We start from the raw sequence: 26437 nt of genomic DNA on the forward strand, positions 1-26437 counted from the left end.
GCACTTTGTGTAAAGTGCGGTTTGTGTAAAGTGCGGTCAGAGACAGTTCTTCTCGCCACGAGAAAGGCTAATCAGCCCTGAACGCACGATTTCAAGCACATCTGTTTCTTGTTTCACAGCGTTGACAAAGGCGTTGAGTTTATCTTTGGTGCCAGCGAGCTGAATGGTATAGCTTTTCGGCGTAATGTCCACAATTTGCCCGCGATAAATATCTGACATACGTTTGAGTTCATCACGGGTGTTGCCACTGGCGCGTGCTTTTAAGAGCATGATCTCGCGTTCGACATGCTCACATTCGCTCAAGCTCATCACTTTGTAGATGTCCACGAGCTTGTGCAGTTGCTTTTCGATCTGCTCGAGCACTTTTTCTTCGCCAAAGGCTTCAATAGTCATGCGTGACAGCGTTGGATCGTCGGTCGGCGCGACGGTCAAACTTTCAATATTAAACGCCCGTTGTGAGAAAAGCCCCACCACGCGTGAAAGTGCGCCTGTTTCATTTTCAAGTAAGACTGAGATAATTCTACGCATGGCTTTTCTCCGTTTTGCTTAACATCATATCATTCATCGCGCCCCCTGCGATTTGCATTGGGTAAACGTGTTCCGTTTCATCGACTAAAATATCCACGAATACAAGTTGATTTTTGCACGCAAATGCCTCTTTGAGTTTTGGCTCAAGCTCCGCTGGGGTGTTAATTTGAATACCTTTATGTCCGTAGGCTTCTGCTAATTTGACAAAATCAGGCAGGGATTTCATATACGATTGCGAATGCCTTCCTGCATAAATAATGTCTTGCCACTGTTTCACCATGCCCAAAAAGCGATTGTTCAGACTGATAATGACCACGGGGATATTATATTGTTGTGCAGTGGAAAGCTCTTGGATATTCATTTGAATGCTGCCATCGCCTGTGACACACACCACCGTTTCCTCAGGATGAGCGAGTTTCACGCCCATTGCAGCAGGCAAGCCAAAGCCCATCGTGCCTAGCCCACCTGAGTTAATCCAACGTCTTGGTTTGTCGAATGGGTAATAAAGTGCGGTGAACATTTGATGTTGCCCCACATCGGAGGCCACATAGGCGTTGCCTTGTGTGAGTTTATACACCATTTCAAGGGCTTGTTGTGGCTTAATAACATTGTCCTTATGTTCGTATTTTAAACATTGTTTAGCGCGCCATTGCTCAATTTGTTCCCACCACGGTGAAAGTGCGGTCTGTGATTTGATCAGCTGATCATCACTGAGTAGTGATAAAAATTCTGCCAGTACCAATTCTGCACTACCCACAATTGGAATATACGCAGGCACATTTTTAGAGATAGAGGTGGGATCGATATCCACTTGGATCACTTTTGCGTTTGGGCAGTATTTTTCCAAATTATTGGTGGTGCGATCATCGAAACGCACACCAATAGCAATAATTAAATCGCTATGGTGCATAGCATTGTTGGCCTCAAAGGTGCCGTGCATGCCGAGCATACCCAGGCTTTGTTTATCCGTTGCAGGAAAGCCCCCAAGCCCCATTAGTGAACTTACCACAGGCAAATTTAGACGCCGAGCAAATTCGGTGAGTTCAGTTGCACAATTGGCGCTGATGATGCCACCGCCGATAAATAATACAGGTTTTTTTGCCACCAGCATGGCTTTCAATGCCCGCTTAATTTGCCCTTTGTGGCCATGCAGAGTTGGATTGTATGAGCGCAGGCTGATGTGTTCAGGGTATTGATACGGAATTTTATAGGCGGGATTTACCACATCTTTTGGCAAGTCGATCACAACAGGCCCTGGGCGACCAGAAGAGGCGAGGTAGAAGGCTTTTTTGATTGTCTGAGCTAAGTCTTCTGTGCGTTTGACCAAAAAACTGTGTTTCACCACAGGGCGAGAGATGCCCACCATATCGCATTCTTGAAACGCATCGGAGCCAATCAGTGCCGAGCGCACTTGACCTGAAAATACCACCATCGGCACTGAATCCATATAGGCGGTGGCAATGCCTGTAATCGCATTCGTGGCGCCTGGCCCTGATGTAACCAGCACGCAGCCAACTTCGCCTGTTGAGCGAGCGTAGCCATCAGCCATGTGTACAGCGGCTTGTTCGTGGCGCACGAGGATATGATCTATCCCACCATGCGTTTGAATGGCATCATAAATATCTAGCACTGAGCCACCAGGATAGCCAAAGACATACTTCACCCCCTGATCTTGCAGCGCCTGCACAATGATTTCAGCACCCGATAACTTTTTCATAGTCACTCCCGTATTGTTAATTTTATTTAGTTTTACGATAAAGAATGGGTAATGTCTAGTAATTTTTTATATGGTAATTTGAGATATTTTTTTATTTTATTCTTAAAATTTTAATAAATCGATATTTTATAAAAAATAAATGTTTAAAAATAAAAAAATGCGATATAAATATCGCATTTTATAAAATTGCCAGTATGAAATTTTTATTACTCAGTCACGCTTTGTTTGGATTTAAAGATGAACAGCATCAGAACCAAGCAAAGTGCGGTCGCAATGAAACCAAACAATGCTGACGCGCTAAAACCAAGTGTTAAAAAGCCGACAAATGAGGCACTTGCCACAATCAAGGCGTATGGCAATTGAGTGGTAACGTGATCAATATGATTACATGCCGCGCCTGTTGACGATAAAATCGTGGTGTCAGACACTGGAGAGCAGTGGTCACCACACACCGCGCCTGCCATCACCGCTGACATACATGGCAGCATTAAACTTGGGTCAGCATTGGCTGCCATTGATGCTGCAATCGGCAACATAATGCCGAAAGTGCCCCAGCTGGTGCCAGTGGAAAATGCCATCACCACGGCGAGCACAAACAATAGGGCAGGTAAGAATTGTGCATTCAAACCGCCATCAGCGACAAGTGACGAGAGGTATTTGCCTGTATTCATATCGCCAACAATTGCATTGATCGTCCAAGCAAAAATGAGGATCACGATTGCACCCGACATGGATTTGAATCCGACCCAAATAGATTTCAACCATTCGGAGACACTGATAAGTCCTAAAGTGCACAGCAGGGCAACCAAATAAGAGGCACTACCACCCACCACCAGAGAGATACCCACAGTGGTATTTTCAAATGCACCAAGAATGGAAAATGGTTTGCCATCTGCACTGAGCGCATCAGCACCCGTGTGGATCATCATGCCGACTGTCACAACAATCAATGTGATGATCGGCAGCAACAGTGCATAAACGCGCCCTTTTTGTGAATCAAAGGTGGCTTCAACCGCACTTTGCTTATTTATAGCTTCACGTTCGAAGCGTGCCATCGACCCAATATCAAATGAAAACCACGCCACGATAAATACCGTGATAAGCGCAAAGATAGCATAATAGTTCATCAAGCTCATGCTGACAAACGCACCGATAGGTGAATAATCCGTGATGGCATGGGTTGCTAAAAGCCCCGCTACCAAAGTCATGATATACGCGCCCCAGCTAGAAATTGGCATTAGCACACACATCGGTGCGGCGGTAGAATCCAGAATATATGCCACTTTAGGACGTGAAATTTTAAATTTATCCGCCACAGGGCGAGCGATAGCACCCACCGCGAGGCTATGGAAATAGTCATCAATAAAAGTGAAAAACACCAAACTTGCGGTGAGCATTTTTGCACCACGACGGTTTTTAATATGTTTTTGTGCCCAAGCAGCAAAGGCTTGATTGCTGCCAGACACCGTTAAAAGTGCGGTCAGCGCGCCGAGAATTAATAAAAAGATAATGATATTGAGACTGTCGAAATTGAGGCCGTCCTCGCCATAGATGAGCGATAACACACTATTTTTAATATAAATTGCGCCATCCATCGGATTCCAATGGGTTAACATTAATCCACCGACAATAATTCCTGCGCTGAGAGAAAGCAGCACACGGCGAGTGATGATGGCGAGCGAAAGCGCAAGTAGTGGCGGTACAACCGACCAAAAAGAGCTTGAAAAGTCAATGAGTTGCATAATAACTATCCGTATAAAAAGTCAAAAAAAGTGCGGTAAGGCCTATCAAAATAGAATATTGATAGGGTAGTGCTTTTGTCTTGAAAATTTGCACATAAACCGCATTGCCAAAGACTACAAGAAACTCGCGAAAAATCAAGCAGAAACTCGTGTAATTGTGTATTTGTATCATGATGTGTGATGGTAATGGAATTCAATGGCTATTTTTTTGTATTTTTGCGAGGCATGAGATTAAATATATTTGAATTTTATATCATTTTGATTTATATTTTTCTCGTCTGTTTTAGATCTAAATAATAGGAATGACTATGTCTGATTTTATCAAAAAATTATCGAATATTCGTAGCCTACGCGTATCGTTAAAAACCTTGACGGTTGAGCAGCTAGAAAATATTATCGAGAAGTTGCAACAAGTGCTCGATGAGAAAAAAGAGAAATTAAAAGAAGTGCAAGCGCAAGAAAAAGCGCGCCGAGAAAAAATAGAATCACTGCGTACTCAGCTTGAACAAAGTGGATTAAGCACTGAAGAATTAGCTGAAATGTTACTGCAAGATGTTACAAGCAAAGGTCGCAAAAAAAGAGCGCCACGTAAAGCCAAATACCAATACACCGACGAAAATGGCAAACAAAAAACGTGGACAGGTCAAGGACGTACACCTAAAATCATTCAAAAAGCACTGGATGCGGGTAAAAAGTTAGCTGAGTTTGAAATTTAATCAAAAATAAAATAACTGAATAAACCCTTATTTCAAGGGTTTATTTTTTTGCAGGAAACCGTATGACCGAAAATAAAATTTTATTAACTGAGTGTGTGGATGCCAAAGGTTTAGTCGCCAACATCACCAATATTTGTTATAAACATCAGTTAAATATCATCCATAATAGCGAATATGTTGATAATATCAGTAAACGCTTTTTTATGCGCACTGAGCTTGCTGGCATTTTTAATGATGAGGTATTGCTTGCCGATTTAAAATCAGCCTTGCCAGAAGGGGCTAATTATCGTTTAGTGACCAAAAAGCGCAAACGTATTGTCATATTAGTGACCAAAGAAGCGCACTGTATTGGCGATATTTTAATGAAAAACTATTACGGCGCGTTGGATGTTGAAATTGCTGCCGTGATTGGCAATCATGATACCTTGCGCCAATTGGTGGAACGCTTTGATGTGCCGTTTCATCATATTAGCCATAAAGATCTCACCCGTGAACAGCATGATGAGCTGCTGGCTGCCAAAATTGATGAATATGCGCCAGATTACATCGTGCTGGCGAAATATATGCGTGTGCTCAATCCAAAATTTGTGGAGCGCTACCCAAACCGCGTGATCAATATTCACCACTCGTTCTTGCCGGCGTTTATCGGTGCTAAGCCGTATCAACAAGCCTATGAACGTGGCGTGAAAATCATCGGTGCCACCGCGCACTTCATCAACAACGAGCTTGACCAAGGCCCAATCATCCGCCAAAGCGTGATAAATGTTGACCACACCTACGATGCCCAAGCGATGATGAAAGCAGGGCGCGATGTGGAAAAAAGTGTACTTACCCAAGCCCTTGACCTCGCTTTACAAGATCGCATTTTCGTTTACAAAAACCGTACCGTGGTGTTTTAATCCTTGCTTTATATCACTCACAAACCGCACTTTTAAAGTGCGGTTTTTTGTTAGAAGATAGCTTCAAATTCACGGCTGAAATGGGAGGCCTCATCATCACTAAAAAACGGCAAGCCAATTAAGCGATAATGGGTGGTTTCTTTTTCTAGTAGATGATTTTTACCGTATTTTTCGCTAATGGCACGCAAAAAATCTGCCTTCCACTGATCTTTTTCAGTTAGATGATCGCCTTTCGGCTCAATGAAAATTTGATAGTGCAACGGTTTTGCTGATGTTTTAACATTCTCTTTCGCGTTAAGGAGCAAGATAAAATCAGGCATAAAGCCTTGCCCATCATCAAAATTGTGCAATTTAAGTACTTCTTCATTGCGCAACAAATGAACATGGTAGCTATCTTTCAAATTGCCTATTCGCTCTGCAAGGAAGAGAATTAAATCTTGTTCCAATGTGGTGCCGATAAAATTATCAAGCGCATACCAAGGTGACTGCACCGCACTTTCAACCGCACTTGGTACTTTGGCTTTCCATTCACCGGTGTTGGCATCTTGCACAACCGCACTTTTATCGATCCACTTCACTTTCGGCTCACCAAAGAGGGTGCTTAATGTTTTTGCCGAGAACGTTGTTGTGCCTATAAATGGCGTATCGACAGAATTTAAATGTGTTTCCACCGCATCCAGTGCCAGCAGGCAGGCGTTGAGTTGATCGTCAGCGTGAATTGTTAAATAGCCATCTACGCCTACAAACTCAACTTCCCATTGTTTAAGCAATTGCGTTTGCAATTCTCTACGGCTTTTGAGCGGTAGTTTTTCTCGCAAGTGATTGAAGTGGAATAACGAGTGTGGATCTTTAGTCTTAATGTGAATGGCTTTATCAAAAATGTGCGGTGCAATGTCCGTAAGTTTGACAATTTTAGCGCAATCTTCTTCTGCACCAAGCCATTGTGCTTTTTCGTTGTTGCTTTCAACCGTAAAGCGGCTCTCTTGTAGCCGCTGGCTATGCACCTTGACGCGTAAGACAGGGGAGAGCTGTTGCAAACTTTCAAGGTTGTTGGCTTTGGCATTTGGGTTAGGTATTTTTTCATTGATCCAAATTAGCCAGTTATTAAAGGTGTCATCACGAACTAATTCAGGCTTGAGGGCGAATTTGACCTTCACTTTGTGGTCATTTTCTGGAATATAGCCATCTTTGCGCAATTCATTTTTTAATTCTGTGATGTAGCGTGATTCTTCATCAAAAGTATAATAAAACAATTCTTCCAGAATTTTCAGTTCATGTTCTAAGCCGTCAAATTTACGCTTATTTGCCTGCTTGTCTTCAAAGGCAAAAGGGTAATAACGCACGCCACGGCCGATCAATTGTTTTTCCGAAACAGTCGCATTAGCGGTTTTGCCCGCTTTGACTGTACGTCCGCCACTATTTTGTCCTTCATAAAGCCGAACAATATCATAGAGATTGAGCACGTCCCAACCCTCGGTGAGCCTGTCCACGGTGAAAATGGCACGAACAGGGTTGTCTTGGGCTTCAAGATTATTCAGCAGCTGCTCCGTGTCAGCATCGGTTTGTTCGCGCTTGGTTTTATTGGTTTGTGAGTTGGTGATAATGACATTATGTGTTTGGTAATTAGCCTGCACCCAATGAGCTAGATGCGTTGTATCAAGCCCATTGGCTTTCATAAACTGCAACGCTTGTTCAGTGCGCGTTTTGCCTTGTTGGTGGGCATTGTCACCGTCTTTAATGTTATCTAAAAGTGCGGTCAAAAATTCAAAATCAGCCGCACTGGTGCGCTCGCACCATTGCAAAAAGGCATTGTAATCCGCACGAGAATCCGCAATCGTTTTGCTACGAAAGAGCATAACAGGCTTGAAATTCGCAATGCCATATTTTAGCGCCACTTGGTGGCGATACCACGCGAAGAGCAGGGCATGCATAACGCGCTCTTTTTTGCTCAATTGAGAGGAAACCAGATTGATGGATTTTGTATAGCCCGCTTGCAAAAAGGTTTTCAATGGAAAAGTTGAGATAATCTTGTCACGGTATTTTTGCGCCACATTGTCATTTTCAGGCAGCGTGGCGGTGAACTCCAATAACACATTTTGGCTTTTTTGCCCATTTTTGTTGAGCAGTAAGTCAAGCACCATATGCTCCCAACCTCGGCGTTCAATTTCATCACGGCTGGCATTGCCTTTGAGCTCCGTTTCAAGATCCAGTTTGAGCTGAGATTGATTTTTGGTTTGCGCATTGAGATGGTGCGCCTCATCACCGAGCATCACAATTTTGTGTTTGTGCAAATCTGCCAGTGTGGTTTGGTTTTCACGCTCAATGTGAATGTCATTATAAAGCTTTTGAATGGTGGTAAATTTAATTTCAATCCCATTAGGATTGTCACTAAAAGCCGTAACTTTGTTAACACTCACAACTCGATCACCATCCATAATTTTGGGTTGGAAAAGGTATTTACGGTGATGGCTGTCGATAAAATTATTTTCTGTTTTATCCACAATGTTATTTTGATTTACAAAAAAGAGAAAATGGCGATACCCTTTTTGGTAATAATACAAAATCAGTGCTGCCATCATCAGTGTTTTGCCAGCCCCTGTTGCCATGTGAAACAGCAGATGAGTAGGGTGATTTTTAAGATCAGGAAATTCCTCAAAAGCTAAAGTGCGGTCGAACAATACAAAATTTTCCATCGCCTGACGTTGCCAATCGAATAAATCGTAACGCAAATTTTTTTTCACAAAATCAGGAATATTGAGCAGTTCAGGCTTGTATTTTTTAGCCGCTTTATGTTCAGCATTAATCACGTCAAATAACTGGGTCATGATTTCTCTCCATAAAATGCCAAACTCAGGCGTTTATCTTCATCACTTAGGCAATCGTCAAATTGACTGTCGTCTTGATCAGACAAACTGATATAAAGCTGATTTAAATCGAGCATATCGATCATCATCTGTTTTTGCTCATCAAGGGAGAGTTGTTGAAAGTCATTTTCCGTCATCAGTTGGATAAACTGCGCCACACTGACGTGATGATCTAAGAAATAGTGCTGGCAAAGTGTGTTAAAAAATGCGCTTAGCTCATCAAAATTTTTACAGGCTAAAATTTGTTGCCGCGCGGTTTCGTTAAAGGGTGCCAGCTCGGCATAAACAAATTCACCGCCACCTTGCCAGCCCACGGCTTTGGAAATGCCACCTTGCTCGCCTGCAATCACTTTTTTCAATCGTTCCACCGCAATGGTTTCAATATAATCCATCTGCTCCACGCCAATATACTGCCGCCCCATCTTATGCGCCACCGCCGCAGTTGTGCCCGATCCTAAGTGGAAATCGAGGACGATATCGCCAGGTTGGGTACACATATCAATAATTCGATATAATAAGGCTTCTGGTTTTTTACCAGTAGGAAAACTTACGCCACCTTCATTTTGCGTATTTTGAAAGTCAATATCTTCCCAAAAATCACATACTAGAATAGACCAATATTCCTTTAAGTTTTTGCTTACCATAATTTCTTTTAATCCTTGAGAAATTGGAGTGAAAACTTGGCCGTTCAAGTATATTCCACATGATTTGTTATTGATGAAGTGCTCATAAATTTTGTTTTTATATGTTTTTCTGCTAAGGGTTTCTATTTCTTTGTTCTTATGAGATTGCCATCTTCCTATATTATTTCTATTTTCTGATATGAATTGTCTTATCTTCTCATTTCTTGGGTCTATTTCATCTAATCTATTGAATGAGAATCCATTTTTATTAAACTCATCAATAATGTTTTTATACTTATATAATCCATCTTCTTTATATAGAAAAACACTATAGTGGCTGTCCCAGTTTTTTCGAGCTGTATATTGTGGTTTTAATTTTATATTTTGTTTTTTATAGAAAAGTATTGTGTCTTTTTGTTTGATTATTTTTTTGTCTTTGTGGGCTGTTTTTGTTCCACTTGGAGTTGATGATCTTACTGCAATATTAGATACAAAGTTATTTTCAGTAAAAATTTCATCTAATAAAACGCGTAAATACCCATCTTCATTATAATCACAGTGTACAAAAATCATGCCATCATCAGATAGTAATTCTTTAGCTACTTCAATGCGGTTTTTCATAAATGTTAGCCAAGTAGATCGACTAAAATTATCATTGTATACAAAGCTATCATTTTCTGTATTGAATGGAACATCTATATAAATCAGTTTCACCTTACCTTTAAATTGGGTGTGTAATGAGTGCAGAGCAATCAGGTTGTTGCCTTTAATAATGAGATTTTCAGCCAGCGTGCCGTCATTGTGGCGTTTAAGAGAATCAATTGGCTGTGCGCCGTCGGCGGTGTAGCGAGTAAAATGGGCGAGTGATTTGCGATCAAAAAGGCGGTCTAGCTCATCAAAGGCGAGAATGCGATTAAAGAAAATTTCTTGACGTTTTCGTGTCTTCTGGGTGTAGGCTGTTGCCGATCCGATCCGATCCGATCCCTGAATTGCGTTCAAAATAGCACTCTTCGCGTTCTTCTGAACTTTGCCCACCGTTCAACACGCAATCTTTGAATGGGAAGTTTAACACAATATCGGCACTTTCTTTTAAAAAGCGTGTGCCGTCGGTTAGCCCAATGCGGTTTTTAAAGCGTGTGTAGGAGTGGCTTATTTTACGCTGTGATAAGAAAAATTGAAAGTCTTGTTGCTTGAACACCCATGCCTCGCCCACTTGGGTGAAAAAGTGGCGTTTAAGCACCGCATTACCCAAAAGTGCGGTTAAAATCGCAACGTCGTGTTTGTTTAGCTTGCCGAGCAAAAGGTTGTGCGCAAGTTCAGTCTTAGCTTCATCTGCCCACACCCCATCACAACCGCTAAGTGCGGTCTTTAATTCTGAAAAAAGTTGAGATTGTTCCATGGTAGCCCTTGTCAGTGATGAAAATGATAAATTGTACCGCGTTCAGCCGTGGCATAACCACTCAAACTTTTTATTCTACCCAATAATCGCCCGCTGGGGTAAAGAATTTTTGCTTTGAAAACCGCACTTTTAAAGTGAGGCTTGTTTTTTGTGAAACTGGATTTTATAAAGTGCGATTTTTTGTGATCTGACTCTAAGATTTCATTTTTCTTTCTTTTATTTTTGTTTCGACTGCTTATTATATGATCTGTGTGAAAGTAAACGTAAGCTTTCGGTCATTTCATATTGCAGGAGAATTTTATGTCTAGAAAATTGAGCTTGGCTTATTGCTTAGTGGCCAGTACGCTGGCCTCGAGTGTTGCATTGGCGGATGCTGCCAAATTTCCAACCTATTCGTTTGAACAAAATGATATTACCACATTTAGTGCGCAATCGGGCAAAGTGGGTGTGAGCCAAGCGCATTATAAAGACGGCAGCCATGCGTTGGTGTGGGATTTTTCTGCCAATGATACGTTGACGTTAAAAACGCCAATTGATTTAAGCCATGATGACGATATTTTACCACGTACGTTTATGGCATGGATTTATAATCCGAAAGCAATTAATGCACCATTGACGTTTTCTTTTGAGCAAGGCAATAAAGCGGTGAAATCTTTTGAGTTCAGCCTCAACTTCACTGGCTGGCGTGGCGTGGCAGTGCCATTTCGGGATATGACAGGGGGGGGCGCAGAGCGAGCTGATCAGTTGGTGGTACATGCGCCAAACCAAGCGGGCAAGCTCTTTTTTGACCAATTAATGCTCAACATTCCTGTGGATAACCGCAACCCGATCCCAGATTATCAAGCCCGTTTTGTTAATCCGAAAGTTAACACCTCGGTGAACAAAAACTGGAATGCGTTGTTGATGTATGATGATATGCTTAGCCAGCATGTACCGCACTTGAACTTTGATGGCAAATTTAGTGATCAAGGCAAAACCCATGCGTTGTATGAAAAATTTGCGAAATTTATGGGCGTGAGTGATGCTGATGTCAGTGCAGAGAAAGTGAAAGAAAATCTTGATGCTTATGCTAAATTTGGCATTCAGCGCGACGATAAGGGTAACATCTTAGGCAAGATTATGGATTTCCCAGCTCGTCAAAAATTCATGAAAAACGCCGATGTATTCGATAAGCCTGCACAAGACTTTTACCTCGATGCTATTCAAATGCGTGATTTGGGCAAAACCTTGTTGCAAAGTGCCAAGTTGTTGAAAGCGAAAAACCTAAGCCAAGCTGACAAGCAACAACTTGAGCAGCAATTTTTGCTTGCTACGCAGTATATTTTCGACCAAGGCTTTGTGCGTGGCAGTGGTTATCAAATCATCACTCACTTAGGTTATCAATCGCGCGAGATGTTTGATGCGTGGTTTCTAGCGCGTGATTTGTTGGCGCAAAACAACTTACTTGAGCAAGCCCAAGGCGCGATGATGTGGTACAATGGTACAGGTCGCATTTTTGAAACCGATCAAGAGATCGTCGCTGCGAATGTGGATATTTTGAATACCCAGCTGCAATGGATGGTGAAAAGCATTTTGCTCATCCCAGATGTGGCACAACGTGAAGCGTTGCTCACCCAGTTGTCAAATTGGTTGAGCAAAACTATTTTGCAATCCAAGGGCGTGGCAGGTGGCTTTAAGCCAGATGGTTCAATTTTCCACCATTCGCAACATTACACTGCCTATGCTAAAGATGCTTTTAGTGGCTTGGCACCAACCATTTATGTTCTCAGCGGTACGGATTATGCCATCAGCAAAGCGGCGCACAAACGCTTAGACGATGTGCTGTATAAAATGTGGGTTTACACCAAAGACACCAACATTCCAGTAGTACTGAGTGGGCGCCATCCAACGGGCAAATTCAAAATTGCCGATGCGCCATTTAAATGGATGGCACTGGCAGGCGAAGTGGATAACCCTAAACAAATCAACAAAACTTTCGCGGGCATTTATGCCGCGTTGAAAGGGGAGAAAGCCTTTGAAGGCGTGCCAGCCATTCAAGAGCCAGAAGGCGCTTGGGCGATGAACTATGCCTCCATGGCCTTGCAACGTCGCCATGGTGAAGATGCTAATAAATCGTGGCTTGCTGTGGCGCGTGGCTTTAGTCGTTATCTGGTGGGCAATGAAAGCTATGAGGCGAATAACCGTTACGGTCGCTATTTACAATATGGTCAGTTAGAACTGATTCCGTCTGATTTCGCTAAATATGCCTTTAGTTATAATGGTTGGAACTGGAATCGCTTCCCTGGCACCACCACAATCCAATTGCCGTTTGATCAGCTCAAATCACAGCTCAACCAATTGCCAGCGGCAGGGCTTGAAGAGATGTTACTCTCCACTGAAACCTACGCAGGCGCCAATGCGTTGGATAATAACAGTATGTACGCGGTGAAACTACATGGTCATAGCAAATATGACCAAGAGTCTTTTGTGGCGAATAAATCTTACTTTATGTTCGACAACCGCATTGTGGCACTAGGCTCAAACATTCAAGATAATGACACCCAAAATCCAACACAAACAACGCTTTTCCAAGCTTCTGTTGCACATAATCAGCCAATTGTGGTCAATGGCACTGAGATCAATAAGTTAGGCGAGTCAATGCAGTTTAACGGCGAGGCGTTGACCCTGGCGGACCCTGCGGGTAACTACTACTATGTACCAAAAGGGCAAAATGTGGATGTGGCCTATCAGGTGCAAAAATCCGTTGACGGGCGCAACGACAAAGAAACCGAAGGCAACTTTGCAAGTGCGGTCATCAACCACGGCAAAGCACCGAAAAATGCAGGCTATGAATATGCCATTCTAGTTGAGCCAAAAATGCCACAACAACCCGCTTATCAAGTGCTGGCGCGCACGGATAAACTGCACGCTGTGCGTGATGAAAAATCGGGTATGGAAGGATATGCCTTCTTTGACAAAGCAGAGCAAAGTCAAGGTGGCGTGGTGTTAAGTTCAGATAACCCTGTGATGGTGATGACCAAAGCCCACGACAACGCGCTGGATGTGTCTGTCGTTAATCCTGATTTGGCCTTCTATGAAGGTGTAGAAGATGACCAAGTGAAAAACGGCAAACAAGCTGAAGTGAGCATTTATTCGCGTGCGTGGCGTGCAAGTGAATCAAAAGATCAGCATTCACAAGTGACACTGAAAGGCAAATGGACACTGGCGAGTGAATCTCAATGTGCGAAAGTGGCCGGCGCAGGTGAGAACACCACATTGAGCACCACCACCCGTGATGCTACACCGTGTCAAGTCAAGTTAACCCAAGCAAAATAACCCATAACAGTGGCAGCTTGCTGCCACGTTTTACATAAGAGGAGCATGTATGAAAAAACAATTAACCCTTTCCCTGCTAGCGTGTGCACTTGCCGCGAATGTGTATGCCGCTAACACAGGCGACAGCTACGATGTGGTGTATAACAACCAAGCCCCGACACTTGACGGCAAACTGGATGACGGCGTATGGAAAGATGTGAAAGCCATTACTGATTTTTCCAACCCATGGGTGGAAGACAAAATGCCATCAACCGAGTTTAAAGCCTATCACGATGACAAAAATCTCTATTTTGCTTTCGATGTTGTGGATCCTAATGTGGTGGTGTATGACCAAACCGATCACGAATGGATGGTCGCCCGTGAAGACCGTGTGGAGCTTTTCATGGCACCAGGGGCAATTGATAAAGCCAATGCCGATGGCACCTATCCAAAATACATGGCGTTAGAAATGGACTTCAAAGGCCGTGCATTGTCTGTATTACGCGATGTGCAAAAAAATGTAGATTCTAAATGGAATCCAAGTACTCTTGAGCTGAAAGGTGAGCGCACTGACAAAGGCTATGTATTGGAAGGGCAAATTTCGCTCAAAGAGCTAAATGACTTAGGCTTGATTAAAGACAACACCATTCAAGCAGGTGTTTACCGTGCTGAGTTCAGCATTATTGAAGGCAAAGGTAAAGAGCGGGCCGATTGGATTACGTGGGTTAACCCACAAACCGAAAAACCGAACTTCCACATTAACTCGTCTTTCGGTAAATTTGTGCTTGAACCGAAAAAATAATGCAAAGGCAAAACAAAACCGCACTTTAAGGGTGCGGTTTTTTATATCAAAGTGCGGTTACACTTCAAGCGCTTGGCTGAGATCCGCCAAGATGTCGTCAATGTGCTCAATGCCAACACTTAAACGCACCATATCCGACCCCACGCCCGCTTCACGCAGCTCGTCATCACTCATTTGGCGGTGTGTGGTGCTGGCAGGGTGGCAGGCGAGGGATTTGGCATCTCCAATATTGACTAAGCGCACAATTAATTTCAGTTTATCAATAAACCGTGCGCCAGCCTCGCGTCCCCCTTTGATACCGAAACTTAACAGCCCTGAGGCCTTTCCAGCAAAATCGCGCTGAATCAGATCGTAATATGCACTGGACTCAAGAGCGGGGTAGTTGACCCAAGAAACTTGAGAATGCTGCTGCAAAAACTGTGCCACTTTTAAGGCATTTTCACAGTGGCGTTCCATGCGTAGACTTAAGGTTTCCAATCCTTGTAGGAGTAAGAAAGCATTCATCGGGCTAAGGGCGGCGCCAGAGTTTCGCAGTGCCACCACGCGTAAATACGCAATAAAGGCGGCGTTGTCAAAATAATCGCAGTAGGTGATGCCATGATAGGAGGGATCTGGCGTAGTGAACTGGCTAAAACGTGTATTTTGTCGCCAATCAAATTTGCCACCGTCTACAATGGCACCCCCAATGGTGGTGCCATGTCCACCGATGTATTTGGTCAGCGAGTGCACAACAATATCAGCACCTAATTTCAACGGATTACACAACACGGGTGATGGTACGGTATTATCCACAATTAAAGGCACGCCACATTTATGTGCCAGCGTTGAGACTTGAGGTAAATCCAATACATTGATCGCGGGATTGCCAATGCTTTCGCAGTAAACGAGTTTGGTTTGCTTATCGGCTAATGCGGTGATCTCATCAGGTGTGTCGGGGTTGAAAAACCGCACTTCAACACCTTGTTTTTTTAGTGTTTGGGTGAAATAGGTGTAAGTACCGCCATAGAGAGTACGGCTGGCAATAATATTGTCGCCAGCCTCGACTAAGGCTTCAACGGCGTACATAATGGCTGCCATGCCGCTGGAAACTGCTAATGCAGCAATGCCACCTTCAAGCTGCGCAATGCGTTCTTCCAGCACCGCGGTGGTCGGGTTCATAATACGGGTGTAGATGTTGCCTGGGGTTTTTAAATCAAATAAATCGGCGCCATGTTGGGTATTATCAAAGGCATAACTCGCTGTTTGATAAATAGGCACAGCAACTGCTTTGGTTGTCTGTTCGGGTGTATAGCCTGCGTGCAGGGCGATAGTTTCGGCTTTCATAAATGCTCCAAAAAAGTGATCAGTGTGTTCAGTGTACCGCAATTGCGCTCAAGAAAAAACCGCACTTTGCAAAGTGCGGTTTGTCTTTTTATAACGGATTACGCAAGGGCTTTTTGCACCGCCTTTCCAATGTCGGCAAGGCTGCGGACCGTGGTAACACCTGCGTCTTCTAGCGCGCGGAATTTGTCATCAGCCGTACCTTTGCCACCACTGATGATCGCACCCGCATGCCCCATGCGTTTGCCTTTAGGTGCGGTGACACCTGCAATGTAGGCGACAACAGGCTTGCTGACGTGTTCTTTAATAAACGCCGCAGCTTCTTCTTCAGCACTACCACCAATTTCACCGATCAGCACGATAGCTTGAGTTTCATCGTCTTGCTCAAAGAGCTTGAGAATGTCGATAAAATTGGAACCAGGAATAGGGTCGCCTCCAATACCAACACAGCTTGATTGCCCTAAGCCACAGTCGGTGGTTTGTTTCACGGCTTCGTAGGTGAGCGTGCCAGAACGTGAAACGATGCCAACTTTGCCTTTTTTATGAATGCTGCCAGGCATAATCCCAATTTTGCATTCATCAGGCGTGATGACACCTGGACAGTTTGGCCCGATCATGCGCACGCCTGTTTCGTTTAAACGTTGCTTAACGGCAAGCATATCTAGCGTTGGAATGCCCTCAGTGATGCAAATCACTAGTTCAATACCAGCATCGATCGCTTCTAAAATAGCATCTTTACAGCCTGGTGCAGGGACATAAATCACGCTGGCGGTAGCGTTTGTTTTTTCAACAGCTTCTTTAACGGTGTTAAACACAGGCAATCCTAGGTGGGTTGTGCCGCCTTTGCCTGGGGAGACACCGCCGACTAGTTGTGTGCCGTATTCTAGGGCTTGTTCTGAGTGGAAAGTACCTTGTCCACCAGTAAAACCTTGGCAGATAACTTTGGTGTTTTTATCAATTAAAATAGACATTATTTCCCCTCCGCGGCAGCAACCACACGTTGTGCGGCATCTGTAAGACTATTGGCAGCAATAATATTTAAGCCACTTTTAGCTAGAATATTTCGCCCATTTTCTGCATTATTTCCCTCAAGGCGCACGACAACGGGAACGCTCACGCCGACTTCATTTACGGCGTCAATAATACCGTTGGCGATTAAATCACAGCGTACAATGCCCCCGAAGATGTTAACCAATACGGCTTTGACGTGTTTGTCAGATAAAATGATTTTAAATGCTTCTGCCACGCGCTCTTTGGTTGCACCACCGCCTACATCTAAGAAGTTGGCTGGCTCTCCACCGTGCAGTTTGATGATGTCCATCGTGCCCATTGCCAAGCCTGCACCGTTGACCATGCAGCCAATATTACCGTCGAGGGCAACATAGTTGAGCTGCCATTTTTCTGCCAGTGACTCACGCTTATCTTCTTGACTTGGGTCATGGAATGCTTCCAAATCAGGATGGCGATAGGTCGCATTGCTGTCAGTGATGATTTTAGCATCTAGGCATAACAGATCGCCGCTTTCTAAAATGACCAAGGGGTTAATCTCAATTAAGGCGAGATCTTTTTCCACAAACAATTTGCCCAATTGTACAATCAAGTGTGTGAATTGCTTGATCTGTTCTTTATTCAACTCTAATGCGAAGGCTAACTGGCGCGCTTGGAAAGGTTGCACCCCATAAAGTGGGCTAAAGCTCATTTTATGCAATAATTCAGGCGATTTTTCCGCAACGTCTTCAATATCCATGCCGCCTTCAGTGGAGGCCATAAAGGTGATGGCCTGTTGACTACGGTCTAAAACCGCACTTAGGTACAATTCTTTGGCAATGGCAGAGCAGCGCTCAAGGTAAATCGTATTAACGGGCTGGCCATGTTTATCTGTTTGGAAGGTGACTAAATTTTTGCCAAACCACTGTTCGGCAAAGGCACGAATATCTTCTTTGCTGTTAACTAGTTTTACGCCGCCTGCTTTGCCACGCCCCCCTGCGTGTACTTGGCATTTGATCACCAAACGTGGATCACCGAGTTTATCCGCAGCCTCAAATAGCTCATCCACTGTTTTACAGGCGTAGCCATCAGGTACGGGAATGTGATATTGCGCAAAAAGCTGTTTGCTTTGATATTCGTGTAGATTCATAGTCTATCCTTTCGTCGTTTTAAGGCAAAAGTAAACGTAGGCATAAGCGCGTTATGCCTACAAGGGTGTTAAATTTCAAGTAAGATGCGAGTTGGATCTTCGAGCAATTCTTTGATGGTCACCAAGAAACCCACTGACTCGCGGCCGTCGATCAATCTGTGATCGTATGATAACGCTAAATACATCATCGGGCGAATCACCACTTCACCGTTGACAGCAACTGGGCGCTCTTTAATCGCGTGCATGCCCAAAATCGCACTTTGTGGTGGGTTGATGATCGGGGTTGACATCAATGAGCCAAATACACCGCCGTTGGTGATGGTGAAGTTGCCGCCGGTGAGCTCGTCCACAGTCAATTTGCCATCACGGCCTTTGATTGCCAGCTCTTTGATCTTTTTCTCGATCTCCGCCATGGAGAGTTTGTCGCAGTCTTTCAGCACCGGTGTCACCAGCCCGCGCGGGGTAGACACGGCAATCGAGATGTCAAAGTAGTTGTGATAGACCACGTCATCGCCGTCAATCGAGGCGTTGACTTCAGGGTAACGTTTTAACGCCTCGACAACGGCTTTGATGTAAAACGACATAAAGCCTAGACGGATGTCGTTGCGTTTTTCAAATTGTTCACCGTAGGTTTTACGCAGCTGCATAATCGGTGACATATCCACCTCGTTGAAGGTGGTGAGCATCGCGGTGGAGTTTTTCGCCTCCAACAAGCGCTCAGCCACACGTTTGCGCAGGCGCGTCATCGGTACGCGTTTTTCGCTGCGGTTAGCCATGGCAACAGAGCTGTTGGTGCCATCGCTGTGAACCGCACTTTGGCTTTTTTCAACGAAGGCTTGCACGTCTTCACGGGTGATTCGGCCGCCCACGCCAGAGCCTTTGATTTGGCTGGCGTCAAGGTTGTGCTCGGCCAGTAGGCGGCGAACAGACGGGCTGATGCTGTCGTTGCTGGCATCTTCTTCAATCGCTGCGCCGTGACGTTGCGCAGGAGTTGCTTCTGCGCTTTCCACGGTAGCGCTGGTTTGTGTACCCGCAGCCGATTGTGGACTGAGTTTGCCCAAAATTTGGCTGCTGGTGACCGTAGCACCTTCTTCTTCTAAAATGCTTTCGATCACGCCATCGGCAGTGGCAGGTACTTCCAGCACTACTTTGTCAGTTTCGATTTCCACGATGATTTCATCACGCGCAACGCTATCACCCACTTTTTTATGCCAAGTGGCAACGGTGGCATCAGCAACGGATTCAGGTAATACAGGGGTTAAAATCTCAATAGTACTCATTGTTCAATCCTTAGTCATCTTTGTTCGGTTATATATTCAACGCTTGCTCAACTAATGCTTTTTGTTGCGCATTATGCAGCGATGCAAAGCCTGTTGCAGGAGAAGCTGATGCCGCTCGCCCTACGTAATTCAAACTTGCGCCATCTGGCAGCGATGTGCGGAAGTTGTGCTGGCTACAATACCAAGCCCCTTGGTTAAGTGGCTCTTCTTGACACCAAATAAAGTCTTTCACATGGTGATATTGTGCCAACACCGCTTGCACCTCTTGGGTTGGGTAAGGGTAGAGCTGCTCAATGCGGATAATGGCGACATCGGTTTGCCCTTTTTCGCGGCGTTTTTCCAACAAGTCATAATAGACTTTGCCAGCACACAATACCACGCGTTTCACTGTGTTTGGATCGAGAGAGTCAATTTCTGGCAATACAGGTTGGAACGTGCCATTGAGCAACTCGTCCATGTCTGAAATGGCCAGCGGATGACGCAAAAGTGACTTCGGTGTCAGTGCAATCAGTGGGCGGCGCATTGGGCGTAGCATTTGGCGACGCAGCATATGATAAACTTGTGCAGGCGTTGACGGCACACATACTTGAATATTCTGTTCTGCACATAATTGTAGATAACGTTCTAAGCGAGCAGAGGAGTGCTCAGGACCTTGGCCTTCATAGCCATGTGGTAGGAGCATGGTCAAGCCGCACATCCGTCCCCATTTTTGTTCGCCTGAACTGATAAATTGGTCAATCACTACTTGCGCCACATTGGCGAAGTCGCCAAATTGTGCCTCCCAAATCACCAATGTTTTGGGATCAGAGGTCGCATAGCCGTATTCATAGGCCAGCACCGCCTCTTCTGAGAGTACGGAATCCCAGACTTCAAAACGCCCTTGTTGTTGGTGTAAGTGTTGCAATGGAATATAATAAGTGCCATCTTCTTGGTTGTGCATCACCGCGTGGCGGTGGAAGAAGGTGCCACGACCAGAGTCTTCACCCGAGAGGCGAATAGCATTGCCGTCATCAAGCAAGGTGGCATAGGCCATGATCTCCGCCATGCCCCAATCAAGTGGTTTCTCACCTGCAGCCATCAGCTCACGGTCTTGGTAAATTTTCTTCACGCGGTTGTGCAGTTTGTGCTCTTGTGGATACATGCACACTTTTTTCGCCAACTGCATAAAGCGTTCTTTGTCGAACGTGCTGTCATAGGCAGTTGTCCAATCGTGGTTAAGATACGGCAACCATGTCAGTGAAGTGCGGTCAAGTTCACGCCATTCTTTCACTACACGTTCACCGTTATCAAGCGCGTCACGGTATTCATTGATCATTTCAAAGGTTTGATCATCACTGACCACGTTTTCAGCAATCAAACGATCAGCATAGACTTTGCGTGGGGTTGGGTGTTTTTTGATGGCTTTATACATCATCGGCTGCGTGGCAGATGGCTCATCCGCTTCATTGTGCCCATGACGGCGATAAGACACGAGATCAATGAAAATATCGCGTTTAAATTTCGCACGGAATTCCACCGCCATACGTGCAGCATAGACTACCGCTTCTGGGTCGTCGCCATTGACATGAATCACTGGCGCGTCCACCATTTTGGCGATGTCGGTGCAATATTCGGTCGAGCGGGTGTCGCCACGATAAGAGGTGGTAAAGCCAATGCGGTTATTAATGACCACACGAATGGTGCCACCAATGGTATAGCCACGGGTGGCGGACATATTCAATGTTTCTTGCACAATGCCTTGACCAGTTACAGCGGAGTCACCATGCACGGTGATGCCAAGCACTTTGTCGTGGGTTTCATCATTGAGCCGTGTTTGGCGTGAGCGTACTGAGCCGATGACCACAGGGCTGACAATTTCTAAATGGGATGGGTTAAACGCTAGTGATAAATGCACATCGCCTGATTCAGTGTGGAAGTTAGACGAAAACCCTTGGTGGTATTTTACATCGCCGGTACGTTCTTCATTGCTGTGCTTGCCGGCAAATTCATCAAAGAGCTCAACAGGTTTTTTGCCCAGTACATTGACAAGCATATTTAACCGCCCGCGGTGCGCCATGCCCATCACAATATCTTGCGCGCCAAATTTACCCGCGTGGCGGATAATTTCTTTCATCAACGGAATAAATGCGTCGCTACCCTCAAGGGAGAAGCGTTTAGCGCCTGGGAATTTTGCACCCAAATAACGCTCAAGCCCTTCGGCGGCAGTCAGCTCTTGTAGGTAGGTGATTTTTTCTTCTTTACTAAAGTGCGGTTTGGCAATGCGCGCTTCCATTTTCTTTTGTAGCCAATCACGCATTTCCACATTATGCACGTGCATAAACTCCAATCCGATTGTGCCACAATAGGTGGCGTGCAGTTTTTCAGACAGTTCACGCAAGGTAATGTTTTCTTGATCGTAAACATATCGTCCGATGTTAAATTCTTCATCCAGATTTTTGTCTTCCAAACCGTAGAATTGATAATCAAGGTTTGGCACTGACAGCCGCTGCCACATTTTTAGTGGATCGAGATCCGCACGCAGGTGTCCGCGATAGCGATAGGCATTAATGTACTGCAAAATCCGCACTAAGCGCTGACTGGCGCTAGGATCAATAATCGTGTGCGTGCCTTTATTGGCATTTTCGCGAGCCAGCTCACGAAAGTAATCCCGTACGGGACTATGAGCCTGCTCGGGCAGTTGCGGCTCGGGCCATTGGTCAAAAATCTCACGCCAGCTGTCATCGATGCTCTTGGGGTCGTTTAAGTAATCTTCATAAAGTTGTTCAATGTAACTTTGATTGGCACCGCCTAGGGCGCTGGTGTCAATCCAGTCTTGCATTGCATGATTTTGTTGCATAAATTTAGACCTTTTTCTATCCACGTTTCGGGGTTAGTTTACCGCTTATTCATTTCCAACACACGGCTATGTGTTAAAAATATAACGCAAGTTGTCATGAATGGTGAAATTATACCTAAAAAAATTTTTTATAATGTGACGAGCCTAGAATTTTTTACAAAAAAGTAACAAATTAATCATTTCAGACTTTAATTTTTAATGATAAAGGGCTAAATTGTTAGCAAGTTTATAAATAACCCCTTTTGGGATGCAATAAAAGTGCGGTTTGTGCTGCACCTTGTGGTTAACAGGACAATAACAAAGGAGTATGTATGTCAGAACTGAAAGCAACGCTGTCTATTAGTGATGGTCGTCAATTTGAGCTTAATGTAGAACAAGGCTCGTTGGGTTATGATGCCGTTGACGTGCAGCCATTGGTGAAAAATCAACTGTTCACTTTTGACCCTGGGTTTATGTCCACTGCATCGTGTAAATCACAAATCACTTACATTGACGGCGAGCAGGGGATGTTGCTCCATCGTGGCTACCCTATTGAAGAGCTGGCAGAACACGCTGATTACCTTGAAGTTTCTTATTTGTTGTTGTTTGGTGAACGCCCAACTAAGGAACAATATATCGCCTTTAGCAACCGTGTGAAAAAACACGAACTGGTGCACGAGCAAATCTCGCGCTTCTTCCATGGCTTCCGTCGAGATTCCCACCCAATGGCGATTATGTGTGGGGTGAGTGGCGCACTGGCAGCGTTCTATCACGACTCCACCGATGTGGCCAATCCGTATCACCGTGAGCTGACCGCCTATCGTCTGTTGGCGAAAATGCCAACATTGGCGGCGATGTGTTATAAATATTCCATCGGCCAGCCGTTTATGTACCCACAACGCCACCTATCCTTCTCGGGAAACTTCTTGTATATGATGTTTGCCACCCCATGTGAGCCGTATGTGGTCAACCCTGTGTTGGAAAAGGCGATGGATCGCATCTTTATTCTCCATGCTGATCACGAACAAAATGCCTCCACCTCCACCGTTCGCACCGCCGCTTCATCGGGCGCCAATCCATTTGCGTGTATCGCTGCGGGTATCGCTTCACTTTGGGGGCCAGCACATGGCGGGGCGAACGAGGCGTGCATTAATATGCTCGAGGAGATCGGTAGCGTTGATCGTATCCCTGAATATATCGCCAAAGCAAAAGACAAAAATGATCCATTCCGTTTAATGGGCTTTGGTCACCGCGTGTATAAAAACTACGATCCACGTGCCAAAGTGATGCGCAAAACTTGCCACGAAGTGCTCAAAGAGCTTAACGTGCAAAATCCACTGCTCGATGTAGCGATGGAGCTAGAACGCATTGCATTAAGTGATCCGTATTTCAAAGATCACAAACTCTACCCGAACGTGGATTTCTACTCTGGCATTATTCTCAAAGCGATCGGTATCCCAGTGTCGATGTTCACCGTGATGTTTGCACTTGCGCGCACCGTCGGTTGGATTGCACACTGGAAGGAAATGTACAACGACGGTGCGATCCGCATCGTGCGCCCACGCCAAGTGTATGTGGGGCATGAAAAACGCGAGTTCACCCCGTTAGATAAATCTTAATGTCAACCGCACTTTGATTAAAACCGCACGTTAAAGTGCGGTTTTTTTAGCTAATGTGGATGCGATTGTTGTGCTCAAAAACCTCGGCGTGGTAATCATAAAGCGCGTGGATAGTTTGCGCTGTCATCAACGTTTTGGTGTCTCCAAAGTTGATCAATTCGCCACGGCGCAGCAGTAAGAGTTTATCGCAATAGCGACTGACCAAGTTGAGATCATGCAGCACAATGAGCACAATATGCTTTTGCGCTAATTGCTGTGTGTGTTGCAAAAAAAAATGTTGGTGTTTGAGATCCAGCGCGCTGGTGGGTTCGTCTAGCAGCACTAATTTGGGCACGTCGGTGGCTTGAATTTGTGCCCACACGCGTGCGGCGTGTACTCGCTGTTTTTCACCTCCAGAAAGATGCAAATAATTTTGTGCTTTAAGTTCAGTGATCTCAAATTGTGCCATAGCCTGATGGACAACCGCATTTTTGTTTTTCAGCTGCGGGTGCATCATCACGCCCATCTCGACAATCTCTTGCACACTTAAGGCAAACGCCATTTGGCTATGTTGCGGCATAAACGCCATGCAGGCAGCGCGCTGCGGCTCGCTTAATGCTGCCAGTGGCTGATTTTGCCACAGTACCTCGCCTTGATAAGCGATATTTTGCCCAATTGTTTTAAGCAAGGTGGATTTTCCCGCACCATTGGCGCCAATAATGCCCACGCAGCACGGCGTATCAAGCGTGACACTCAGTGGTGAAAGCAACATTTTGCCGCTTACCTCAGCTGAAACTTGATTGAGCCTAAGCATTATACTTTTCCTTTTAACTTGAGTAGCAAAGCGATAAAAAACGGCGCGCCTAGAAGTGCGGTGATAATGCCAATGGGCACCTCAGCAGGCGGTGCGATAGCGCGTGCGAGAATGTCGGCAAACAGCAATAACACCGCACCGAGTAGGCTGCTCGCAGGAATCAGAATTTTATGATTAGCGCTTAATAAGCCACGGCAAATGTGCGGCACAACCAAGCCAACAAAGCCGATAATGCCCGCCACCGCCACAGCAATGCCGATCGCCAGCGCGGTGAGAAAAATGCACTGGCGTTTAACGCGCTCAATGTTCACACCCAAATGCTGCGCCTCAATGTCGCCTAATAGCAGTGCGTTTAAAGCCTGTGCGAGGGAGTGAAAACGCACCAGCACAAGGATGAGAACGACAACAGTAATGCCCACATGCCAATAATTGCTTTGTGCCAGTGAGCCCAGCTGCCAAGTGGTGAGGTCACGCAGCGCGCGGTCGTCGGCGATGTATTGCAACAAGCCGAGCAGAGCAAAGGCGATTGCGCCAATGGCAATGCCGCCAAGCAACATCAATGTCATTTGTGAGCCATATGGCGTTTGCCCCAAACGGTAGACAAACAGCGTAATGACCAAACTGCCGATAAAGGCAAAGGTGGACGTGATCCCCAGCTGAAAGCCAAACAGGGCGGTGGGCAGCAGCACAATCGCAATGCCTGCGCCCAGTGCTGCGCCTGCGCTGACACCAATAATACCTGGGTCGGCTAACGGATTGCGAAATAACCCTTGCAGCACAGCACCACAGCCTCCTAAAATGGCGCCAATGGTGATCGCATTGAGCGTGCGAGGCAGGCGCAACTGTTGCAAAATAAACACATTGCCACTGTCGCCTTGCCCTAAAAGTGCGGTCACGACGTGGGCAATATCTAATTTAACTGCCCCAGAACTTAGCGACAGCAGGCACAGCGCAACCAACAGTGCCAGCGTTATGCTTGAAAAGAGCGCCGGTGAAATCAGTTTCATTTTTGACATGCTGGGTTTTGAGCAATGGCTTGTTGCAGCCGTACACTTTCCGATAATGAACTTAAATTAAAACCGCCAAGCAACGCTTTACCATTCACGGTGAAAATGCAGCGCTGCTGTGTGGCATTTAGCTGAGTTAAAAACGGATATTTTTTCAAAATGCCGTCGAGATCTTGCGCTAAACTGCGCTCGGAAATAAAAACAACTTTAGGTTGTGAGCGGATCAGCGTTTCAATACCATAAGGGTAATAATTTGTTTTGCTGGCAGCGATATTATCAAGCCCAATCAGTGAAAACATACCATTGGCGGTGGTTTTGTCGCCGCCTGCAAAGAGCGCGCCTTTTTCACCTAAAAAAAGAAACACCGCACTTTGCAACGGTTGCTTATGTTGCGCGAGAGTCGCTTTTTGTTGAGCTACTTTTTCCAGCAACACCACACTTTGGGCTTGCTTGCTCAGCTTGTCGCCTAGGGTGGTGATATGCTGTTCTAAATCGGCAATATTGTGTTGCGCACTGTCAAGCACCAACACGTTAATGCCCGCCTGTTTTAATTGCGATAATACGGCTTCAGGCCCCATTTCCTCACTGCCAATGATGTCAGTGGGTTTTAATGCGATAATCCCTTCCGCGGCCAGCTTGCGTTGGTAGCCCAGCACGGGCAAGTTGCGCTCGTTGGCAAAGGCTTTGCTGGTGGAATCCACGGCGACAATATTTTCGCCCGCGCCAAGGGCATCAATTAACTGTGTGACCCCAAAGCCCACCGACACAATGCGCTGCGCCTCTTGCGCCAGCACGCCTGCGGACAGCGCAAACGCCAAAAGTGCGGTTACTATTTTTTTCATGTCTGCTCCTTATTGAAAAGTGCGGTCAGACCGCACTTTG

General features: G+C 45.3%; 19 protein-coding genes. 5 read left to right on the forward strand and 14 right to left on the reverse strand.

All coding sequences use genetic code 11. The features are described from left to right. Nucleotides 1-36: 36 nt before the first annotated feature. The 3 genes from ilvN to HPC38_RS01985 form a co-directional block, all read right to left on the reverse strand. On the reverse strand, nucleotides 37-528 hold the full coding sequence (gene ilvN, locus HPC38_RS01975) for an acetolactate synthase small subunit (RefSeq protein ID WP_208119602.1): 492 nt from the start codon (nucleotides 526-528) through the stop codon (nucleotides 37-39). Beyond that, nucleotides 521-2245, reverse strand: coding sequence for an acetolactate synthase 3 large subunit (locus tag HPC38_RS01980; protein WP_208119603.1), 1725 nt, complete (start codon nucleotides 2243-2245; stop codon nucleotides 521-523). Before HPC38_RS01980 ends, ilvN begins: the two co-directional genes overlap by 8 nt. Nucleotides 2246-2451: 206 nt before the next feature. Then, nucleotides 2452-3987: a Na+/H+ antiporter NhaC family protein gene (locus tag HPC38_RS01985; RefSeq protein WP_208119604.1), complete on the reverse strand. Its 1536-nt coding sequence runs from the start codon at nucleotides 3985-3987 to the stop codon at nucleotides 2452-2454. A gap of 308 nt (nucleotides 3988-4295) precedes the next feature. Between HPC38_RS01985 and HPC38_RS01990 the strand changes: the two genes are divergently transcribed. Together HPC38_RS01990 and purU are read left to right on the forward strand one after the other, a co-directional pair. Further along, a complete protein-coding gene (locus HPC38_RS01990) occupies nucleotides 4296-4703 on the forward strand; it encodes an H-NS family histone-like protein (protein ID WP_208119605.1) in 408 nt (135 codons plus the stop codon). A gap of 62 nt (nucleotides 4704-4765) precedes the next feature. Then, on the forward strand, nucleotides 4766-5602 hold the full coding sequence (purU, locus tag HPC38_RS01995) for a formyltetrahydrofolate deformylase (protein WP_208119606.1): 837 nt from the start codon (nucleotides 4766-4768) through the stop codon (nucleotides 5600-5602). A 50-nt stretch (nucleotides 5603-5652) separates the two neighbouring features. Here the strand turns inward: purU and HPC38_RS02000 are convergent, their stop codons facing one another. Genes HPC38_RS02000 through HPC38_RS10560 form a run of 3 tightly spaced genes read right to left on the reverse strand, consistent with a single transcriptional unit; the run spans nucleotide 5653 to nucleotide 10488 of the window. Next, complete coding sequence (locus HPC38_RS02000) at nucleotides 5653-8427, reverse strand: DEAD/DEAH box helicase family protein (RefSeq protein ID WP_208119607.1); 2775 nt, start codon at nucleotides 8425-8427, stop codon at nucleotides 5653-5655. Next, on the reverse strand, nucleotides 8424-10088 hold the full coding sequence (locus HPC38_RS02005; RefSeq protein WP_328805207.1) for a site-specific DNA-methyltransferase: 1665 nt from the start codon (nucleotides 10086-10088) through the stop codon (nucleotides 8424-8426). Before HPC38_RS02005 ends, HPC38_RS02000 begins: the two co-directional genes overlap by 4 nt. Next, nucleotides 10003-10488, reverse strand: a complete 486-nt coding sequence (locus HPC38_RS10560; RefSeq protein ID WP_328805208.1) for a site-specific DNA-methyltransferase — start codon at nucleotides 10486-10488, stop codon at nucleotides 10003-10005. The genes HPC38_RS02005 and HPC38_RS10560 overlap by 86 nt, the downstream gene beginning before the upstream one ends. Nucleotides 10489-10788: 300 nt before the next feature. On the opposite strand from HPC38_RS10560, the gene HPC38_RS02010 reads away from it, so the two are divergent. Then, the gene (locus HPC38_RS02010) at nucleotides 10789-13803 is read left to right on the forward strand and encodes a chondroitinase family polysaccharide lyase (RefSeq protein ID WP_208119608.1); all 3015 of its coding nucleotides are present in this window, start codon (nucleotides 10789-10791) and stop codon (nucleotides 13801-13803) included. 49 nt (nucleotides 13804-13852) lie between these two features. Beyond that, the gene (locus HPC38_RS02015; RefSeq protein ID WP_208119609.1) at nucleotides 13853-14584 is read left to right on the forward strand and encodes a carbohydrate-binding family 9-like protein; all 732 of its coding nucleotides are present in this window, start codon (nucleotides 13853-13855) and stop codon (nucleotides 14582-14584) included. A 57-nt stretch (nucleotides 14585-14641) separates the two neighbouring features. Here HPC38_RS02015 and HPC38_RS02020 read toward each other — a convergent pair whose 3' ends face one another. From HPC38_RS02020 to sucA, 5 genes are all read right to left on the reverse strand, one after another. Continuing rightward, nucleotides 14642-15907, reverse strand: a complete 1266-nt coding sequence (locus HPC38_RS02020) for an O-acetylhomoserine aminocarboxypropyltransferase/cysteine synthase family protein (protein ID WP_208119610.1) — start codon at nucleotides 15905-15907, stop codon at nucleotides 14642-14644. Between the two features lie 98 nt (nucleotides 15908-16005). After that, nucleotides 16006-16875, reverse strand: coding sequence for a succinate--CoA ligase subunit alpha (sucD, locus tag HPC38_RS02025; RefSeq protein ID WP_208119611.1), 870 nt, complete (start codon nucleotides 16873-16875; stop codon nucleotides 16006-16008). Beyond that, nucleotides 16875-18041 (reverse strand): ADP-forming succinate--CoA ligase subunit beta, encoded by a 1167-nt coding sequence (gene sucC / locus HPC38_RS02030; protein ID WP_208119612.1) that lies wholly within the window; start codon nucleotides 18039-18041, stop codon nucleotides 16875-16877. Before sucC ends, sucD begins: the two co-directional genes overlap by 1 nt. A 68-nt stretch (nucleotides 18042-18109) precedes the next feature. Next, nucleotides 18110-19321: a 2-oxoglutarate dehydrogenase complex dihydrolipoyllysine-residue succinyltransferase gene (odhB, locus tag HPC38_RS02035; RefSeq protein ID WP_208119613.1), complete on the reverse strand. Its 1212-nt coding sequence runs from the start codon at nucleotides 19319-19321 to the stop codon at nucleotides 18110-18112. A gap of 28 nt (nucleotides 19322-19349) precedes the next feature. Next, complete coding sequence (sucA, locus tag HPC38_RS02040; RefSeq protein WP_208119614.1) at nucleotides 19350-22157, reverse strand: 2-oxoglutarate dehydrogenase E1 component; 2808 nt, start codon at nucleotides 22155-22157, stop codon at nucleotides 19350-19352. A gap of 311 nt (nucleotides 22158-22468) precedes the next feature. Between sucA and HPC38_RS02045 the strand changes: the two genes are divergently transcribed. Beyond that, nucleotides 22469-23755, forward strand: coding sequence for a citrate synthase (locus tag HPC38_RS02045; protein ID WP_208119615.1), 1287 nt, complete (start codon nucleotides 22469-22471; stop codon nucleotides 23753-23755). A gap of 46 nt (nucleotides 23756-23801) precedes the next feature. On the opposite strand, the gene HPC38_RS02050 is transcribed toward HPC38_RS02045, so the two are convergent. From HPC38_RS02050 to HPC38_RS02060, 3 genes are read right to left on the reverse strand one after another with little or no spacing between them, the layout of a single operon-like run. Further along, complete coding sequence (locus HPC38_RS02050) at nucleotides 23802-24548, reverse strand: ATP-binding cassette domain-containing protein (RefSeq protein ID WP_208119616.1); 747 nt, start codon at nucleotides 24546-24548, stop codon at nucleotides 23802-23804. Further along, entirely contained in the window at nucleotides 24548-25555 is a 1008-nt protein-coding gene (locus HPC38_RS02055) for a FecCD family ABC transporter permease (RefSeq protein WP_208119617.1), read from the reverse strand. The genes HPC38_RS02050 and HPC38_RS02055 overlap by 1 nt, the downstream gene beginning before the upstream one ends. Next, a complete protein-coding gene (locus HPC38_RS02060; RefSeq protein WP_208119618.1) occupies nucleotides 25552-26397 on the reverse strand; it encodes a heme/hemin ABC transporter substrate-binding protein in 846 nt (281 codons plus the stop codon). The genes HPC38_RS02055 and HPC38_RS02060 overlap by 4 nt, the downstream gene beginning before the upstream one ends. Between the last annotated feature and the right edge of the window lie 40 nt (nucleotides 26398-26437).

Source organism: Spirabiliibacterium pneumoniae, from assembly GCF_014884995.1.
Lineage (GTDB): Bacteria > Pseudomonadota > Gammaproteobacteria > Enterobacterales > Pasteurellaceae > Spirabiliibacterium > Spirabiliibacterium pneumoniae.

What these genes read in the sequence shown, in the direction of transcription:
- ilvN (WP_208119602.1), bottom strand. Translation starts at nt 528, where the DNA reads ATGCGTAGAATTATCTCAGTCTTACTTGAAAATGAAACAGGCGCACTT.
- HPC38_RS01980 (WP_208119603.1), bottom strand. Translation starts at nt 2,245, where the DNA reads ATGAAAAAGTTATCGGGTGCTGAAATCATTGTGCAGGCGCTGCAAGAT.
- HPC38_RS01985 (WP_208119604.1), bottom strand. Translation starts at nt 3,987, where the DNA reads ATGCAACTCATTGACTTTTCAAGCTCTTTTTGGTCGGTTGTACCGCCA.
- HPC38_RS01990 (WP_208119605.1), top strand. Translation starts at nt 4,296, where the DNA reads ATGTCTGATTTTATCAAAAAATTATCGAATATTCGTAGCCTACGCGTA.
- purU (WP_208119606.1), top strand. Translation starts at nt 4,766, where the DNA reads ATGACCGAAAATAAAATTTTATTAACTGAGTGTGTGGATGCCAAAGGT.
- HPC38_RS02000 (WP_208119607.1), bottom strand. Translation starts at nt 8,427, where the DNA reads ATGACCCAGTTATTTGACGTGATTAATGCTGAACATAAAGCGGCTAAA.
- HPC38_RS10560 (WP_328805208.1), bottom strand. Translation starts at nt 10,488, where the DNA reads ATGGAACAATCTCAACTTTTTTCAGAATTAAAGACCGCACTTAGCGGT.
- HPC38_RS02010 (WP_208119608.1), top strand. Translation starts at nt 10,789, where the DNA reads ATGTCTAGAAAATTGAGCTTGGCTTATTGCTTAGTGGCCAGTACGCTG.
- HPC38_RS02015 (WP_208119609.1), top strand. Translation starts at nt 13,853, where the DNA reads ATGAAAAAACAATTAACCCTTTCCCTGCTAGCGTGTGCACTTGCCGCG.
- HPC38_RS02020 (WP_208119610.1), bottom strand. Translation starts at nt 15,907, where the DNA reads ATGAAAGCCGAAACTATCGCCCTGCACGCAGGCTATACACCCGAACAG.
- sucD (WP_208119611.1), bottom strand. Translation starts at nt 16,875, where the DNA reads ATGTCTATTTTAATTGATAAAAACACCAAAGTTATCTGCCAAGGTTTT.
- sucC (WP_208119612.1), bottom strand. Translation starts at nt 18,041, where the DNA reads ATGAATCTACACGAATATCAAAGCAAACAGCTTTTTGCGCAATATCAC.
- odhB (WP_208119613.1), bottom strand. Translation starts at nt 19,321, where the DNA reads ATGAGTACTATTGAGATTTTAACCCCTGTATTACCTGAATCCGTTGCT.
- sucA (WP_208119614.1), bottom strand. Translation starts at nt 22,157, where the DNA reads ATGCAACAAAATCATGCAATGCAAGACTGGATTGACACCAGCGCCCTA.
- HPC38_RS02045 (WP_208119615.1), top strand. Translation starts at nt 22,469, where the DNA reads ATGTCAGAACTGAAAGCAACGCTGTCTATTAGTGATGGTCGTCAATTT.
- HPC38_RS02050 (WP_208119616.1), bottom strand. Translation starts at nt 24,548, where the DNA reads ATGCTTAGGCTCAATCAAGTTTCAGCTGAGGTAAGCGGCAAAATGTTG.
- HPC38_RS02055 (WP_208119617.1), bottom strand. Translation starts at nt 25,555, where the DNA reads ATGAAACTGATTTCACCGGCGCTCTTTTCAAGCATAACGCTGGCACTG.
- HPC38_RS02060 (WP_208119618.1), bottom strand. Translation starts at nt 26,397, where the DNA reads ATGAAAAAAATAGTAACCGCACTTTTGGCGTTTGCGCTGTCCGCAGGC.